The organism is Snodgrassella sp. W8124, from assembly GCF_016100875.1.
In the GTDB taxonomy this organism is placed as follows: domain Bacteria; phylum Pseudomonadota; class Gammaproteobacteria; order Burkholderiales; family Neisseriaceae; genus Snodgrassella; species Snodgrassella alvi.
On sequence record NZ_JACFRP010000001.1, the window covers coordinates 678,065 to 694,761 of the forward strand.

Annotated in this window: 14 protein-coding genes; 5 read left to right on the plus strand and 9 right to left on the minus strand. The window is 44.7% G+C overall.

All coding sequences use genetic code 11. The features are described 5' to 3' along the window. Positions 1 to 27: 27 nt before the first annotated feature. The 4 genes from H3U73_RS02945 to H3U73_RS02960 all read right to left on the minus strand — a co-directional run bounded on the left by H3U73_RS02945 (position 28) and on the right by H3U73_RS02960 (position 4,620). Positions 28 to 1,143 (minus strand): anhydro-N-acetylmuramic acid kinase, encoded by a 1,116-nt coding sequence (locus H3U73_RS02945; protein WP_110414301.1) that lies wholly within the window; start codon positions 1,141 to 1,143, stop codon positions 28 to 30. Continuing rightward, positions 1,143 to 1,907: an exodeoxyribonuclease III gene (gene xth / locus H3U73_RS02950; protein ID WP_025330913.1), complete on the minus strand. Its 765-nt coding sequence runs from the start codon at positions 1,905 to 1,907 to the stop codon at positions 1,143 to 1,145. The genes H3U73_RS02945 and xth overlap by 1 nt, the downstream gene beginning before the upstream one ends. Before the next feature lie 75 nt (positions 1,908 to 1,982). Beyond that, the gene (locus H3U73_RS02955) at positions 1,983 to 3,314 is read right to left on the minus strand and encodes a LysM peptidoglycan-binding domain-containing M23 family metallopeptidase (RefSeq protein WP_084550197.1); all 1,332 of its coding nucleotides are present in this window, start codon (positions 3,312 to 3,314) and stop codon (positions 1,983 to 1,985) included. Positions 3,315 to 3,393: 79 nt separating this feature from the next. Continuing rightward, on the minus strand, positions 3,394 to 4,620 hold the full coding sequence (locus H3U73_RS02960) for a YihY family inner membrane protein (protein ID WP_084550199.1): 1,227 nt from the start codon (positions 4,618 to 4,620) through the stop codon (positions 3,394 to 3,396). Between the two features lie 126 nt (positions 4,621 to 4,746). On the opposite strand from H3U73_RS02960, the gene wrbA reads away from it, so the two are divergent. Continuing rightward, complete coding sequence (gene wrbA / locus H3U73_RS02965; protein WP_084550201.1) at positions 4,747 to 5,346, plus strand: NAD(P)H:quinone oxidoreductase; 600 nt, start codon at positions 4,747 to 4,749, stop codon at positions 5,344 to 5,346. A gap of 20 nt (positions 5,347 to 5,366) precedes the next feature. Then, positions 5,367 to 6,107 (plus strand): oxygen-insensitive NADPH nitroreductase, encoded by a 741-nt coding sequence (nfsA, locus tag H3U73_RS02970; RefSeq protein ID WP_144363178.1) that lies wholly within the window; start codon positions 5,367 to 5,369, stop codon positions 6,105 to 6,107. Between the two features lie 76 nt (positions 6,108 to 6,183). Here the strand turns inward: nfsA and H3U73_RS02975 are convergent, their stop codons facing one another. From H3U73_RS02975 to H3U73_RS02985, 3 genes are read right to left on the minus strand one after another with little or no spacing between them, the layout of a single operon-like run. After that, positions 6,184 to 7,299, minus strand: coding sequence for an SGNH/GDSL hydrolase family protein (locus tag H3U73_RS02975; RefSeq protein ID WP_172397382.1), 1,116 nt, complete (start codon positions 7,297 to 7,299; stop codon positions 6,184 to 6,186). 37 nt (positions 7,300 to 7,336) lie between these two features. Next, positions 7,337 to 8,548, minus strand: a complete 1,212-nt coding sequence (locus H3U73_RS02980; RefSeq protein ID WP_084550214.1) for an SGNH family hydrolase — start codon at positions 8,546 to 8,548, stop codon at positions 7,337 to 7,339. Beyond that, the gene (locus H3U73_RS02985) at positions 8,535 to 10,040 is read right to left on the minus strand and encodes an MBOAT family protein (protein ID WP_084550215.1); all 1,506 of its coding nucleotides are present in this window, start codon (positions 10,038 to 10,040) and stop codon (positions 8,535 to 8,537) included. Before H3U73_RS02985 ends, H3U73_RS02980 begins: the two co-directional genes overlap by 14 nt. 701 nt (positions 10,041 to 10,741) lie before the next feature. Here H3U73_RS02985 and H3U73_RS02990 point away from each other — a divergent pair. Genes H3U73_RS02990 through H3U73_RS03000 form a run of 3 tightly spaced genes read left to right on the plus strand, consistent with a single transcriptional unit; the run spans position 10,742 to position 13,153 of the window. Next, positions 10,742 to 11,731, plus strand: coding sequence for a cation diffusion facilitator family transporter (locus tag H3U73_RS02990; protein WP_084550217.1), 990 nt, complete (start codon positions 10,742 to 10,744; stop codon positions 11,729 to 11,731). 44 nt (positions 11,732 to 11,775) lie between these two features. Next, positions 11,776 to 12,429, plus strand: coding sequence for an HAD family hydrolase (locus H3U73_RS02995; RefSeq protein ID WP_084550224.1), 654 nt, complete (start codon positions 11,776 to 11,778; stop codon positions 12,427 to 12,429). Positions 12,430 to 12,454: 25 nt separating this feature from the next. Further along, positions 12,455 to 13,153: an aspartate/glutamate racemase family protein gene (locus H3U73_RS03000; protein WP_025330903.1), complete on the plus strand. Its 699-nt coding sequence runs from the start codon at positions 12,455 to 12,457 to the stop codon at positions 13,151 to 13,153. A 70-nt stretch (positions 13,154 to 13,223) separates the two neighbouring features. Here H3U73_RS03000 and H3U73_RS03005 read toward each other — a convergent pair whose 3' ends face one another. Together H3U73_RS03005 and glnD are read right to left on the minus strand one after the other, a co-directional pair. Next, positions 13,224 to 14,108, minus strand: coding sequence for an NAD(P)H-hydrate dehydratase (locus tag H3U73_RS03005; protein ID WP_172397383.1), 885 nt, complete (start codon positions 14,106 to 14,108; stop codon positions 13,224 to 13,226). A 23-nt stretch (positions 14,109 to 14,131) separates the two neighbouring features. Further along, positions 14,132 to 16,696, minus strand: a complete 2,565-nt coding sequence (gene glnD, locus H3U73_RS03010) for a [protein-PII] uridylyltransferase (protein WP_198190022.1) — start codon at positions 16,694 to 16,696, stop codon at positions 14,132 to 14,134. Position 16,697: the final 1 nt, after the last annotated feature.

Below are 16,697 nucleotides of genomic sequence, written 5' to 3' on the forward strand. Positions count from 1 at the left end.
CAGGATTTAACGGTTTTTTGCGGAGTATCAAACCCAGTAACCGCAGCCGGGTATACGTGCACCATGAGCACCCGTAGCATGATGAGTGGCTACAGGCTGACGCTGATACCAGCATGCAGCCAGCCAGGCAAAGGCAGAAGCCTCAACCAGTTGTGCCGGAAGTTGTAAAGTATCGGTGCTGTATAGAGATATCCGGTGTAATTCAAGTTGCTGTGCCAGTGTTTGCATCAGAAGCAGATTTTGCGCCCCGCCGCCACATGCATATACGCAGCCGGCATCAGGTGCGGCATTTATAATGGCATTTACTGCACTGTGTGCGGTTAGTTCAAGCAGAGTGCGTAATACATCTGCGGGATTTTCCTGTCCGTTAAGATACTGGCTGAGCCAATCGAAACTGAATAAATCACGGCCGGTGCTTTTGGGATAAGGCTGGCTGAAATAGGCATGGCTGAGCATGGCTTGCAGCAATGGCTCAATTGTCCGGCCTTGTGCGGCCAGTGTGCCGTTAAAATCAAATTCTTGCTGCCAGTTTTGCTGTACCCATGCATCCATCAGCATATTGGCCGGACCGGTATCGAAGCCGAATGCCGGCTGGTGTGGTTGCAGAACACTGATATTGGCAATGCCGCCTAGATTCAGAACCACACGGCATTGCTTTTCATCAGCAAAAACTGCCTGATGGAAGGCCGGTACCAATGGCGCACCCTGACCACCGGCAGCCAGATCGCGACTGCGAAAATCACCTACTGTTGTGATGCCGGTAAGTTCGGCCAGTAGTGCCCAGTCCATTAGCTGAATACTGTAATGCTGTTCCGGTACATGACGTATGGTCTGACCGTGACAGCCCAGTGCTGTCACGGCTCGTGCTTCGGTTTGTGCTGTACTGAGCACTGTACTGACAGCCTGAGCATTCAGGCGTGCCAGCTGCTGTGCCAGTACCGCTGCCTGTGCCAGTTCGTTCTGCTGTGGTATTTGTAATGATAATAGCTGCTGCCTGAGTGTTTCCGGGTAGGCGACGAATGCATGTGCACAGACACCCAGCCATTGAGTACCGGAAAGTTTGGCCAGTACGGCATCAATACCATCCATGCTGGTGCCTGACATCAGGCCGATATAGTATTGAAAAGAAGGTGTGCTGTTCATCAGGCGAAAGTAGCCATTACCGGTGCATGATCACTAGGGCGTTCCCAGCCGCGGGCTTCGCTGTCTATCTGTACTTCACGCAAAGCCGGCAATAACGCATTGCTGATCAGTATATGATCTATGCGTAAACCAAGTTTGCGTTTAAACATATTCATACGGTAATCCCACCATGTATAGTTTGTGCTGTCCGGATAAAGATAATACAGACTGTCTGTTAATCCCAGATTCAGCAACTGCTGAAACCAGCTGCGCTCCTGTGCTGAACACAATACTTTGTCCTGCCATTTTACCGGGTCATAAACATCTGTATCGTGTGGTGCGATATTAAAATCGCCCAGCAATATGGTTTTAGGATGTTGTGCCAGCTCAGTGTTGATATAATTATTCAGTGCCGCAAACCAACACTCTTTATAGGCAAATTTTTCGCTGCCTACAGCCTCACCATTGACGCAATAAGCACAGATAATTCTGACATCATTAACCGTTGCCGCAATAATACGTTTTTGCGGTTCATTCAATTCGGGGATATCAACTGTTACGTCCTCAAGAGGCTGTCTGCTGAGTATGGCAACGCCATTATAGGTTTTTTGCCCGTTCCATGCTGCATGATAGCCAATTTGGGTAAATTCAGTTTCCGGGAATTTATCCTGCTCAAGTTTCAGTTCCTGCAAAGCCAGTATATCCGGCTGGTTTTCTTCGAGCCAGCGCAGCGTATGCGGCAGACGCACATTGAGGGAGTTGACATTCCAGGTGGCAATTTTCATGATGGATTCTGTTTCAGCAAAACGGGTATTGTATGCGTAAAGTTTGGTGAGTTCCAGAGCAGATACCGCTATCAGTTAATCCAGCTGGGCAATGGTCACATTCAGATTACGAAAGCCGGATAACTGCTTATCCCAGTGATGCTGTTTCTTTTTGAAGTCAGCCAGTTCACGTGCATTCAGTGTGCGGGTCGGCAGGGCAACGCTGGTCGGATTTACCGGCTGTCCGTTAATCCGGACTTCGTAATGCAGATGCGGGCCGGTAGAAACGCCGGTACTGCCTACGTATCCGATAATATCACCAGCCTGTACATGCTGACCAACACTTAGATTAGCAAAAGCACTCATGTGTCCGTACAGAGTTTGCATGCTGTCGTTGTGTCGCAGCACAACTGCATTGCCATAGCCCCCTTTGACACCAAAGCTTTCAACAGTACCATCCGATGGGGCATGTATGGGTGTTCCGCTGGCAACAGCATAATCGATACCGCTGTGCATGCGCAGAGTTTGCAGTATCGGATGAAAACGTGTACCAAAGGGGGAAGAAATCCGTGCACCATCGACTGGTACACTGGAAAATCCTTTGCGCAAAGGTTTACCGTTTACATCATAGTACTGGCCGTTACCATCATTACCGGTATCGTAATAATAGGCATGATAAATATTGCCATTGTGGCTGAATTCTGCTGCGCGTATATCACCTGTTGCCAGTTCCTGACCGCGATAATACAGGCTGTCGTAAATCAGGCGGATAGTATCGCCACTTTGCAGCGAGTTAATATCAATTTTGTCTTTGAAAATTTCACGCAGTGATTCTCTGATTTCTACCGGAATACCTGCTTGTGCCAGTGCTCCTCGTGCAGAGGTTTTAACGACAACGGCTTTAAATGTCGGCAGAGTTTCAGTATCCACTGCGCTGATATCGGCATTCCAGTTATTACCGGTTTTTTTCAGTGCCACCAGATTTTTTTCGCCATTATCATCATCATTAAAAAACTGGATATCGGTAAGGAGGCCATTGTTATCGGTGCGGATACTGAAAACCTGATTGACCTGTAAATGCTGTACCTTATTTTTGATGATGTTAAGACTGGTAATGCGCTGAATTTCATCTGCACTGATACCAAAGCGGCTTAGTACCATGTTAATCGTATCGCCGGGCTGGACGATTTCGTCCCGCCAGAAATTCTGTACAGGTGCCTGGGTTTTAATGTTAACCGGTGCCAGTTTAAGTGTTATATGCTTTGGCTGATAACGATCTGAATTGTATTTACGGCCGGATATGAGTACAACCAGTATAACCAGAAGCAATACGATTGCCACGGCAATACCACACCAGAGTTTTGGTTTGGCGGTTATTTTCTGTTTGAACTGCTTTAACAAGGCTGATGATTGAGTTAACAGGGACATGGTTGTGTATCGGGCAATCCATCCTAAAACAGGTAAATGTAAAACTATTTATCTGAAATTACCAGTGTCAGAATAATTTTTATGATTGATTTTGTGTTTGCTGTTGTAGTTGTCTTGCCCATCGGGACAGACTGATATTCAGTTGCTGTAAACATGGCTGTAGCAGGGTGTTTACGGAAGTAGCTACGGCTGAATTGTGATTAGGCTGATAAATAAATAGTTGATACAAATCTGACAACATGATTTTATCCGGATCTTTTTGCAGTATCCAGCCGTCACTACAGTAAGCAATATAATGCTGCTTTTCGAGTTTAGAAAGTATCTGGTCTAAATGTTTATCACTGATTCCGAGCTTTTGCTGCAACAGATAAGATTTGACAGCCTGTCCTTGTTGCTGAGCTGTTACCAGCTGATACAACAGATCAAGTGCATTTTCAAATGGCTGATACTGACGCAGATGGCGGAATCTGTCCTGATGCCAGTAGGGCAGAGAAGAGGTAAGTACAGCACCGGCAAGTAACAGTAACCATAATAAATTCAGCCAGATTAAAAATACCGGTATTGCTGCAAATGCACCATATACTTTCTGATAATTGCCGAAATAGGTAACAAAAATAGCAAAGCCGCGCCGCAATAAATCCAGCCCCACTGCTGTGATGAAAGCACCCAGCAGAGCATGCTGCCATCGAACAAAACAAAATGGTACCAGTTTATATAATAAAAACAATAAAATGGTGAATAGCGCCAGATTAGTGATAATTTTAAAAAGTGTGCTGTAAAACGGTATCTGATTGGCCATATTGGCCGGATTAGATAATAAATTAATAAAAGACAGACTCATTCCCAGCACGACCGGTCCCAGGGTTAGCAGTGCCCAGTAAATCAGAATACGAATCCATAGTGGTCGCTGATCGCGTGCTTGCCAGATTTGATTAAATGCATGCTCGATTGTCTGTATCAGCATCAGTGAAGTAATAATCATAAAACTGATACCGACAGCGGTTAATCCGCTGGCTTTATCCCGGAAGTCATACAGATAGTCACTGACAGAATCGGCACCGGCAGCCGGTACAATAATATGAGTCAGAAACTGATTAAAGCGTGTGGCCATATCTGCAAACATGGGAAACGCATTAATGACAATAACAGTAATAGTAAAAAACGGTACCAGTGCCAGCAGCGTAGTAAATGTCAGGCTGGCGGCAATAAGCGGCAGCTTGCAGCGCTGATAGTTCTGCGCAACAAACAATAAAAACTGTGGCAGGCGCTGCTGTAAATATTTGCTTTTAAATAATTGTATATTCATGGCGACTCCTCACATGGCTGATTGTAACCAAAAAGAGCAGACGGCGCAGACTTTCCGTGCAGGCTGGTCAATTTATGACACTTACGGCACAATAATAGCCTTCAGACAATCTTCAAGGAGCAGTATATGGCCGATTTACCTATTCTGGTGGTGTATTACAGCCTGTCAGGCAGTACCCGTAATCTGGCACTGGCACTGGCTCGAGGTGCAGATAGTGTAGAAGGGTGTGAAGCTTTGTTACGCACTGTACCGAAAGTATCGGCTGTATGTGAAGCAACAGCAGCAGAGATTCCGGATGAAGGAGCGCCTTATGTTACTCTGGATGAAGTTCAGAACTGTGCCGCGCTTGCTCTGGGCAGTCCGACGAGGTTTGGAAATTGTGCTGCACCAGTTAAATATTTTCTCGACAGTACCAGCAGCCTGTGGCTGGCGGGTAGTCTGATTGGCAAACCAGCCTGTGTATTTACCAGTACCACCAGTTTGCATGGTGGTCAGGAAAGTACGCTTTTAAGTATGATGACTCCGCTTTTGCATCACGGGATGCTGTTGTGCGGTATTCCGTTCAGTGAACCACAGCTTAATGGTACCCATAGTGGCGGAACACCTTACGGTGCCAGCCATGTGGCCGGTCATAATAATAATATCCAATTGAGTGCCGAAGAAGAGGCACTGACGTTTGCGCAGGGTAAGCGGCTGGCTGAACTGGCGCTGCGTCTGAAACGCTAAAATTAATATCAGGAATAATCATGAGTTACCACACCAATCTAAAGAGTGAAGCTACTTTACCGACTATTTACCGTCATCGCTCCATCCGTAAATTTACTGAAGAAGCTTTAACGGATGAGCAGCGTGAAGCGATCTGGGAGGCCGGTCGTGCTGCTTCTTCATCCAGTTTTATGCAGAGTACCCATATTATTCGCGTTACAGATGCGGAAAAACGTGCGGCTTTATGTGAAGTTGCAGCTAATCAGAAATACGTACGTACTGCTGCAGAATTCTGGGTATTTTGTATTGATTACACAAAACACAAGCAGGCTTTTCCTGAAGCCCAGCTGGACTGGACTGAAGGATTAATTCTCGGTGCTGTGGATGCCGGTATCATGGCACAAAACTGTCTTCTGGCAGCGGAATCAATGGGCTTGGGCGGTGTGTATATTGGTTCTCTGCGTAATGATGTCGCCCGTGCGGCAGAAATACTGGCGTTGCCGCCATTAACTTTTCCGCTGTTTGGCATGTGTATCGGGCATCCGGCTCAGGATCCGATGTATCGTCCCCGTCTGCCTTTGGAAACACTAGTGAGTGAAAACCGTTATAAGGCACTTGATGCAGCCAAACTGGCTGCTTATGATGAACAGCTCACTGCTTATTATAAAGAGCGCAGTGGTCTGGATCTGAACTGGAGTAAGGCTGTGGCTAATAATTTTTCTCAGCCTTTACGTCCGCAGATTCTGCCATTTTTGCATCAGCAGGGGCTGGCGAAACGCTAAACAGACTGAATAAAAAATAACCGGTTTTGCAGGATATAATTACCCGCAGAACCGGTTTTTTTATTTAAATACAGAATTACCGCTGCTGACGCATGGATAAAATACTTTCACCCAGTGCCTGACCAAGCCGCTGGTAACCTTTTGAGGTAAAGTGAACACCATCATTCCGGGCCAGTCCCTGATTAATCCATGGTTTCATACTGCATTCACCACCCATTACTGCCTGCCAGTCCCAGAAAAATACCTGCTGGCTTTGTGCCACTTCTTTTTGCATTTCCTGTAATTCAGTGAGTTTTTCCGGTCGTACACCGCATGAGCCGGCTGTACTTTTCAGGCTTTCCGGTGCACCAAGAATCATAATGGCGCTGTTGGGTGAGGCCGCACGAATGCGGTTAATAGTTTCAATCAGATTTTGTCTAACGGTTTCAATCTCAACTCCGTTATAGGCTTCGTTGGTACCGTAGGCAAGAATAATCAGGTCGGGAGCAGTAACATTCAACTCCTGCTGCCATGCCTGAGTATTCCAGCGTTGCCACTGAGTAAGCTGGGCTCCATTAATTCCCAGAGCAGAAAATACCACACCCTGACGGTTTTGATTACGTACCCACCAGCCGCCTATGGCTGTCTGAAAATTCATACCGGCGGTAACGGTAATCGGAAAACGTGCATTAAACTGACTGAAATGCCATTGATTGTCTTTGGGTTGTGCGCCAAGTTCAATCTGTTTACCATTACTGTCGGTAATCGTTAAATCTTCATCATTCGGTCCCTGACGGATAGTGACGGTAACCGTTTGTTCGGCTTCGGGCTCTCCACGTGTTTTGATGGTCATCACAGCCCCCACAGAAGGAACAGCTACCAAACCGCCAAGTGCATAATTTTGGCTGGTATCGGTACGGCTGGAGATAGCCTGCCAGCCCTGATTCTGATAGGTAAAACGCGCCAGACGTAAACCCGGAAACTGAGTCGGCATAGCCCAGCCGGGACCGCCATTGCCTAATTGCTGCTGTAAGTACACACGGGCAGCATCAGTAAGGTAATCAGCTGCTGTATGTGAATCACCAATTTGTACTATATTGATGCTTTTTTTCTGTAATGCTTGGGCAATCTGTGCAGCATGATTATTCTGCGAAGATGCTGATACCTGTTTGCGGCCAGATTTTGCCGGAACCGGATCTGCTGAACAGGCCATGATCGATAGGCAGCAACTTAAAATGACAAAATGTTTTTTACTGTACATTTGTTGAATCGTTATCCATAGTTTGTGCTGGCAGGTTAAAGCGGTTAAAAATATTTTGGGCAATAATTTTTTGCCCGGTCACAGTAAAATGAATCCCGTCTGAACTGCGGGTTTTAATTTTTTTTCCATCGGTTTGCGTTACCGTATCATAAAATTGATCACCATTACTACCCAGCATTGCGCGGGTATCTACGACATATCCATGATTTTTGCTTACTTCATCGGCTGTAATCTGACGCAGATAAATCATTTGCTCATTCAATTTCTGTTTTCTCATACTTGGCGGAGTCAGCCACAAAACGGTGACCTGATGCTGTCGGGCACTATCCATAATCGTTTTGATGTGGTTGCGGTAAATACTTTCCCATTGAGGAGATGCGAAGCTGACAAATCTGCTGCCGTTATGCGGATCAGGAATATCCCATGGATCATTAGGACCAAGAAACATAACCAGTATTTTGATATGCGGATTATTATCCAGCGTATTTGCAATAGTTTGCGGCCAGTTAAAAAAGCTCGGATAGGTTAATCCGGTACTCTGTTTGCTGAGATTAATGGTTTTAATACCATAAACATCACTGAGCCATTTTTGCACATGCGGTGCCACTCCCTGCATTAATGAATCACCGGCAAAAAACACTTCATCAGCAGCTGTAAGCGTAAAGGCTGCTTTCATATCATTTTCTTTTGCTGCTTTTTTCTGGGCTAACCGATGCTGTTCCTGTGCAAGTTTTAGTTGTTGCTGCAATTTGGCTTTATAGCTGTCCGTATAGGCATAATTATCATTAAAAGCAGTGATGATGCTGAGGTTAGCAGACTTGATATACTGATTAAGCTGGCTGAAACCGTTATTAAGTGCTTCACCTGCACGGCTGCCTGTTTGCCACCATGTCTGCTGTTTCAGGTTCGTTAAAATACTATTGCTGTGGTAAGTTTGCTGATAATAGGCGATGACAGAATTTTGCATCAGCCAAAGTGAAATAGTTGCAGTGATGAGAAAGAATAGTAAAACAAAACGAAATTGTTGTTTATTACTTTTCTTTGGGCGCTCTCTGGTTTCTGTTTCTTCACTTGCAACGACAATAGGTACGGTCGTGATGGTTTTTACACTAACATCTGTTATTTCCCTGAACTGGGAAAACTTTTTTTTACTTCCCTTTTTGCGGTAAGAAGGCACGCGGCGATATTTAGAAATTGGCATAGATAAATCCCGGAATACCAGCCGGCGCACAGATTAATACCAGAACCACTAACAGTAATAAAGGAAGAATCAGACGGTATCGTGGCAAAGAATCCGCGCGCTTGTATAACATATTGGTAAATTTTGCCAGAAATGGATACAGTGTCCATGCCAGCAATAACAAACTAAAAAAATAAAACGGATTGGTACTCAGAGGTACATTAATATTGTTGTAAAGCAATGCGTGTAACAAAAGCATAGCATCGTTAAGTGTAGGTGCGCGGAAAAAAATAAAACAAAAACATACAAAATGTATAGTCACAACTATGCTGACAATTTTAGCTGGCCGGCTACTTTTACTCAAAGCGTCGCGAGCTTTATTCAATTCACAATGACGCAGACGACTGTACAGCCAGTCGCCCAGATTAAGCAAGATCATCCCGGCTGCATGCAATAAGCCCCAGATTAAAAAATGCCAGCCTGTCCCGTGCCAGATTCCGGATAATGCCATCGCTATCAGCAGGTTAAGCTGAGTGCGAGCCATTCCATGTCGGCCGCCGCCCAACGGGATATAAATATAATCCCGTATCCAGGTTGATAAGCTGATGTGCCAGCGCAGCCAGAATTCGCGGATATTGTGTGCCAGTAATGGTGTGCGGAAATTTACCGGAAGGCGAAATCCCAGTAGCAGCCCCATCGCAATCATCAGGTCACTGTAACCGGAAAAATTAAAAAACAGCTGAACAGTATAGCCATATATGGCAGCCAGTATTTCCAGACTATGATATTGCATGGGATTGGCAAATACCGGATCTACCCAGTTGTCGGCAATCCAGCCGGACAGCCACCAGTTTTTCATTAAAGCCATTACAATCAGACACAATGCCAGAGTAGGTGCCAGAATTCTACGGCGTTGCGGAGTATAGATTTGTGTTGCCATGCCGCAGGGCTGTTTATATATATCCGTTAACCCGCGTGCATCGTAGGCGCGTGCAATCGGGCCTGCAGTAATAGTAGGGAAAAAAGCCAGATACAGGGCTAGACCCGGTAATGTAAAAACTTTACCGGCAGGCTGATTGTGGCATCGCTCCTGATAAAGCGAAACCAGATAGCTGATGGCCTGAAATGAGTAGTAGGATAGTCCCAGCGGTAATATGATACCCGATAGCCAGTCGGAACTCAGTTTCAAACTATCCAGGCCATAGCTGACAGAGGTGCGGAAAAAATCAAAATACTTCCATAATGCCAGATTCAGAATAGTGCATATGATTGCAGTTATCAGCCATATTCTGGGTTTAGCGGCATGAACTATTCGTACAGATGTGGCATAAATAAATACCGTAAATAGCAGTAATGCAATTAGTGCCTGTATTTTTCCGCACAAATAAACAATCAGATAACTGGTGCACAGTAAAAGCAGATTTTGCAGTTTCGGTTTGCTGCCCAACAGCCAGTAAAGACAGAAAAAGACAATAAATGAAAGGCCGAATTCAATAGATATAAAACTAAACATGAAACAGATAAACAGTCAGAAAGTAGTGATTGTTAAACCATGCCAAACATAAATAATAAGAAAAGCAACAGTTGAGAATCAGTTAATTCATGTTTATGCTTAAATCCGGATTATTTCCGGCAGCTAATATATGCATACAATATTTGTTTTGTAAAAGCATATAATCAATCAATGATCCGGTATTATGAATAAGCTTACAAAAAATCTCACATTACCAGAATAAACAAGTATTCTCAGTGTGAATGAAAAATACATATTCATAAAATATAAACACTGCAAACCGGAATATGTATTCTTTTCGCTTAATCTGAATTGGCTGTCAATTCTCAAGTCTATTAATGATTCAGTAGCTCACTGAACATGACTTGTACATACAAGTATTTTACCTTGATATGTGAAACAATGTAAGGAAATTAATAAATAAAAATTTATTATTTAAATAATAAACATATTAAAAATATTTACTGCTTTTGCTGATATCAATATTTCTTCGCACGAAGCCAGAGTAAACACCGGCAAAATTTCTGTGTTTTCTGCTATTATCAACTTATGTAAAAAATTTATTGCCGGTATGTATATAAATATTAACTATGGATTCCAGAATGATCTGAGCTGAAATCTGCTGATATTCACATTTGACTTTTACCATATGTCAGGGTTTAACGTATTAAATGGTATCAGACAATATTTAAAGGAATACTATGCACGACCACGACCATAACCATACACATGAGCATAAACATGATGAAACTCATCATCACCATCATCACCTTGGTGCACATAGTGCAGATAAAAAAGTTTTAAGTATTTCACTGCTGATTATCGGTGCATATATGGTGGTAGAGATTATTGGCGGCTGGTTAACCAATAGTCTGGCACTGCTGTCGGATGCTGGTCATATGTTTTCGGATGCACTGGCGCTGGCGCTGTCTTTAATCGCATTTCACCTGAGTGAGCGGCCGGTAAACGGTCGGCAGACCTTTGGCTATAAACGCTTTGAAATTATTGCGGCGGCAGTAAATGGCCTGGCACTAATGGTAATTGCAGTTATGATTGTTTATGAAGCCATAGGCCGTTTTGTTAATCCGCCAGATATTGCTACCCGGGGCATGCTGGTTATCAGTACGATTGGTTTACTGGTAAATATTATTATTGCCTGGTATATGCACAGCAGTAGTGAAACAGAACATAATGTAAACATGCGCGGGGCGTTTTTACACGTACTGGGTGATTTACTAGGTTCGGTGGGTGCTATTGCCGCGGCTGTACTGATGATGCTGTTTGGCTGGCGCTGGGCTGACCCGGTAGCAAGTATAGTGGTAGCCTGCCTGATTGCTTACAGTGGAATCGGAATCCTGAAAACCACTTTGCGTATTCTGATGGAAGGCACACCGGATGCAATTGAGCTGGAGCAGCTGGGTAAAGTGATTGAGAATATGCCGGGAATTAAAGCTGTACATGATTTACATGCCTGGACCATTACCAGCAATATGAATGCTTTGTCCTGTCATATTGTTGTTGATGGTACATTAACGATAACGGAAGCAGAGAAACTGGTTAATGAGCTTGCAGAAGTATTGCTCAAACATGATATACATCATGTTACAGTACAGACAGAAAGCGCAGCTCATAAACACAGCAATAATCTTTTATGCTGTATCCCTTCTGTTGCCGGTCAGCATGTTCATTAATACAATATAATCAGATTATCAGACCATATTTCAGGTAGAAAATCATGATTAAAGCTGTGTTATTTGATCTGGACGGTACCCTGGCCGATACGGCGCCGGACTTAGGGATAGCCCTTAATAATGTGCTGCAAAAGCAGAATTTACCGCCTAAAACTATGGCAGAGATTCGTCCGGTTGCCAGCCATGGTGCAGCAGGACTGATTAAACTCGGTACAGGTATGCAGCCTGATAATCCTGCGTTTGCAGCTTTGAGGCAGGATTTTATGGCTGAGTATGAACTGCATTTTACTGATCAGACTGTTTTATTTGGCGGCATAAATGAGTTATTAGAAAAACTGGCTGAACAGAATATAGTCTGGGGGATTATTACCAATAAGCCGCATGTTTTTACTGACCGTCTGGTACCAAAGCTCGGATGCAGTATTGAACCGGCTGTAATCGTAAGCGGAGATACCACCAGTGCGCCGAAACCCAGTACCGAACCCATGTTTTATGCCTGCCGTCACATTGGCGTAGCTCCCGAAAATTGCCTGTATATCGGTGATGCAGAGCGTGATATGCAGGCAGGACGTAATGCCGGCATGATTACAGTGCTGGCGAACTGGGGATATATCGGTGCAGAAGATAACATATCGCAATGGCCAGCCGATTATATTGTTGAGCAGCCAAAAGAAATTCTTCAACTATTAAATAAATAATTTTTTAAACTAATAAGGGGAAAACATGAAAACCATTGGGTTGCTCGGTGGCATGAGCTGGGAAAGTTCTGCTGAATATTACCGCATGATTAATGAACAAGTACGTGAGCGTCTTGGTGGTACGCATTCAGCCCGCAGCATCATGTTATCTGTAGATTTTGCCGAAATCGAAGCTTTGCAGCATCAGGGACGATGGGATGAACTGGCTGAAAATATGTGTACAGCTGCACGTCAGCTGGAGCAGGGCGGAGCACAGTGTATTGTAATTTGTACCAATACCATGCATCGTATGGCTGAACAGGTACAGAATAGTATAACAATACCTTTGCTGCATATCGCTGATGCAACGGCTAAGCAAATTTGCAGCCAGAAACTGCAAAAAGTTGGCTTACTTGGTACCGAATTCACTATGAAGCAGGATTTTTATAAAGGCCGGCTTACAGAAAAATTCGGTTTAGAGGTATTGATTCCTGACGATAAAGATTGTCAGACAGTACATAAAATTATTTATGAAGAGCTGGTATCAGGTATCATACGTGAAGAATCACGCCAGCAGTACCGGCAGATTATCCGGCGTCTGGCTGATAAGGGCGCTCAAGCCATCATTCTTGGCTGTACCGAAATTATGTTACTGGTTTCGCAGGATGACAGTCCGGTACCGGTATTTGATACTACGGCAATTCATGCTACTGCAGCAGTAGACTGGGCTTTAACAGATAAATAATGCAGTTTCCGAAATATAAAAGCGGATAAACTGATAAAACAGATGGCTATCTAACCATCTGTTTTGTTTTTCAGACAGATTCACTTAAACGGTTGCGCAGCCAGCGTGCAGCTGTAGCTATTTCACCGGCGCATAAACCTATAGGGCCGGTATCATTGGCAGCAAGAATATCTGCTGCAGCACCATGTAACCATACTCCGGCTGATACTGCCTGCTCCGGTGGGATTTGCTGAGCCAGCAAACTGCCGATTATGCCGGCTAAGACATCACCGCTACCTGCTGTTGCCAGTCCCGGATTGCCGGTTTCATTTTGCTGTATCTGGCCATGAGGTGAAACAATCAGACTCTGGTGACCTTTTAAAACTATCCAGGCTGAATATTTTTGCGCCAGCTGGCTTGCGGCCTGATAACGGTTATTCTGAATTTCACTAATACTGCATTGCAGTAAGCGTGCAGCTTCTCCCGGATGTGGCGTTAAAACAACATTTTGATTCTTTTGCCTGCCAGTCAGCAAAGCAGGCTGCTGAGCAAGTAAATTCAGTGCATCGGCATCGACTACCATCATATGCTTCTGTTGCAGGCATTCAGTCAGTGTTGCCAGTGCCGTAGTTGAGGTGCTCAGACCACAGCCAATCACCCATGCGGTAATATCGGAACGGTGTAAAAGCCGCCCAGCGGTATTTAACATAATTTCTGGCTGCTGGCTTAGTATCGGCATTGGTAATGCCGGTTGCTGAAAACCAAGCCATACTTTACCGCAGCCACAATGCAGTGCAGCTATTCCGGCCAGAATAATCGAACCGGCCATGCCTTCTGAACCGCCCAGAATACCCAGCGTGCCAAACGTACCTTTATGGCTCTGAGACGGACGCTGCTGACACAATGCAGGAAACTGTCTGTTCGCCTGCCGTTGCCACTGGCTGAGAATATTTTTATCAATCTGAAAACTGTTCATTATCTGTTTCCCGTTATCACTGCTTAGCGCAGTAATTGATCCAGAAGGGCATTTTTAAGCTGCAATTGCTGTTGAGTATCGGCCAGTTGAGGCGCATATACCAGAAAACTGTCTTCTACCCGCTCATCCAGAGTAGTGATTTTGGCAAAGCGAATACTGATATTTAAATCGGATAAAACAGCAGCAATGTTGGCAAGTAAAAAACGCCGGTTTGCTGTAATAATGTGCAGGCTGTACCAGCCGGGATTATCTTCTTCATCAATACTGATTCTCGGTGCAATCGGAATATGACGGCTACGCCGGCTCAGACTGGCCGGATTGCTCGCAGACATCGGCAATTTACCATTTACAAACTGATTAAGCGCCAGCTCGGTTTTATTCTGAATGGTGAGATAATCATTCGGGTTGAGATTCGGCGGAAATTGCAGAATAAAAGTATCCAGAATAAAGTTGTGTTCGGTGATATAGGCGCGGGCTGTCAGAATATTCATTCCGGCTTCACTGAAAACCGAAGCCAGCTCAGTGAAGAGTTTCGGGCGGTTAGGCATATAAACCATCACCTTCAGGGTATCATTATCCGGCAGCATCTGGCTGTGTGCCTGAGCCTGCTGTTCGTAATTAATAATTTTTGATAAATGCCATAAAATATCCTGCCACTCATGGCGGGCAAAATAAGCCTGACCGAGAATATGCCACAATTGGCGCTGCTGTGATTCGCTGATGTGATATTGATTTAACTCATGCATTGCCTGTTGCCGGCGGTCAAGAATAGTCGTGTGCCGGTTACTTTGTTTACCATTGAGCTGATGCAGCGTGGCTTTATATAAATTTTCCAGCAAACTGGCTTTCCATGAATTCCAGATTTTCGGATTGGTGCCCCGGATATCTGCTACGGTCAGCAGGTATAAAGCAGTGAGCCGTTCAACAGTTTTAACCTGTTTGCTGAATCGGGTAATCACTTCAGGGTCCTGAATATCTTCTTTCTGTGCTGTCATTGACATCAGCAGATGCTGTTCTACCAGCCACGCCAGTAAATCGCTTTCTTCACTATCCAGAAAATGATCTTCGGCAAAGGAGCGGGCATCGGCTACGCCTTTTTGTGCATGGTCACCACCACGGCCTTTGGCAATATCATGAAACAGTGCAGCCATATACAAAATATGTTTGCGTGCAAAAGTATGCATTAATGTTGCGGCAAAAGGCAGTTCATGGCTGTGCTGTTCCATAGCCAGACGCCGCATATTGCGTACCACCATTAAAATATGATCATCTACCGGATAAATATGAAATAAATCATGTTGCAGCAGACCGACTATTTTTCCCCATGCCGGCAAATACCGGCCGAGCACACCATACAGATTAATGAAGCGCAATAAATGAGTCAGGCCCTCCCCGTGTTTGAAGCATCCGGCAAAGCATTCGCGATTTGCCGGATTCTGATAAAACTCTTCATTCACCAGCTGGTGTGCAGCCGCCCACCATACACGCAGGGTTTTTGGTGCCAGACCAATTATGTCATTGTGTTCCTGAGCAACACGTAAAATGGTAAATATATGCTCAGGCTGTTGCGAGAAAAGTTCAAGATTATGCACTGCCAGCATATTACCTACCTGATAATAATGCTGATCCAGATTAACCACTACACGCGGCAGAGAAGCATAGACGCGGTCGCGCAGCATAGGTACCAGAATACCACTGAGTTGTTTCACGCCTTTTAGTGCACGATAAAAATCATGCATTAGTTTTTCACTGGCCCGGGAATTTGCATCATCGCGATAGCCAAGATTCTGTGCTACCTGAGTTTGTAAATCAAAAATCAATCTGTCTTCAGCCCGTCTGGCAGTCAGATGCAGCTCAATACGGATTCTGGCCAGCTGTTTCTGGCAGCTCAGTAACAGCCTGGCTTCAGTTCGGTTCAGAATAGCATTTTTCATCAGCTGATGAATCTGAGGGGGTAATCCCTGAACTTTTGCCAGCCACAATAAAGTATGAATATCGCGTAAACCGCCCTGAGTAGTTTTTACATTGGCTTCCAGCAGACTGGCTTCACCGGCTGCTTTAGTATATCGTTGCCGCTGTTCCAGTATTTTACCTTCGATAAAAGCAGCCACATCCCGCTGTAAATCAAGCTGATGAATCAATTCAGCAGCCAGATCCTGCCGGCCGCATAAATACCGGCTTTCCAGTAAGGCTGAATCACCCGTTAAATCAACCCGGGCACTTTCACATAACTCATTAATTGTTCCCACCTTAGGGGCGGGCTGTAAATGGATATCCCATAATATTTGAATAAAAGCACCAATTTTTTGCTGAATATCGTCATCAATCGGATTTCTGCTGACAATAGCAATATCCATATCCGAATACGGATACATTTCGCCGCGTCCGAATCCACCTATTGCCAGCAGACACATTTCTTCGCCGGCAAACAATTCCTGCCACAGTGTGGACAGCACATCAGCAATTATTCCGGTATGCTGGCGAAAATACACAAACGGATGCCTGCGCTGCCGGTATATTTCTGCCGCTTGTTGTTTGTGCTTGTGTAGCTTATCCGACAACTGAGTAATAAGTGCTGAAGATGACATA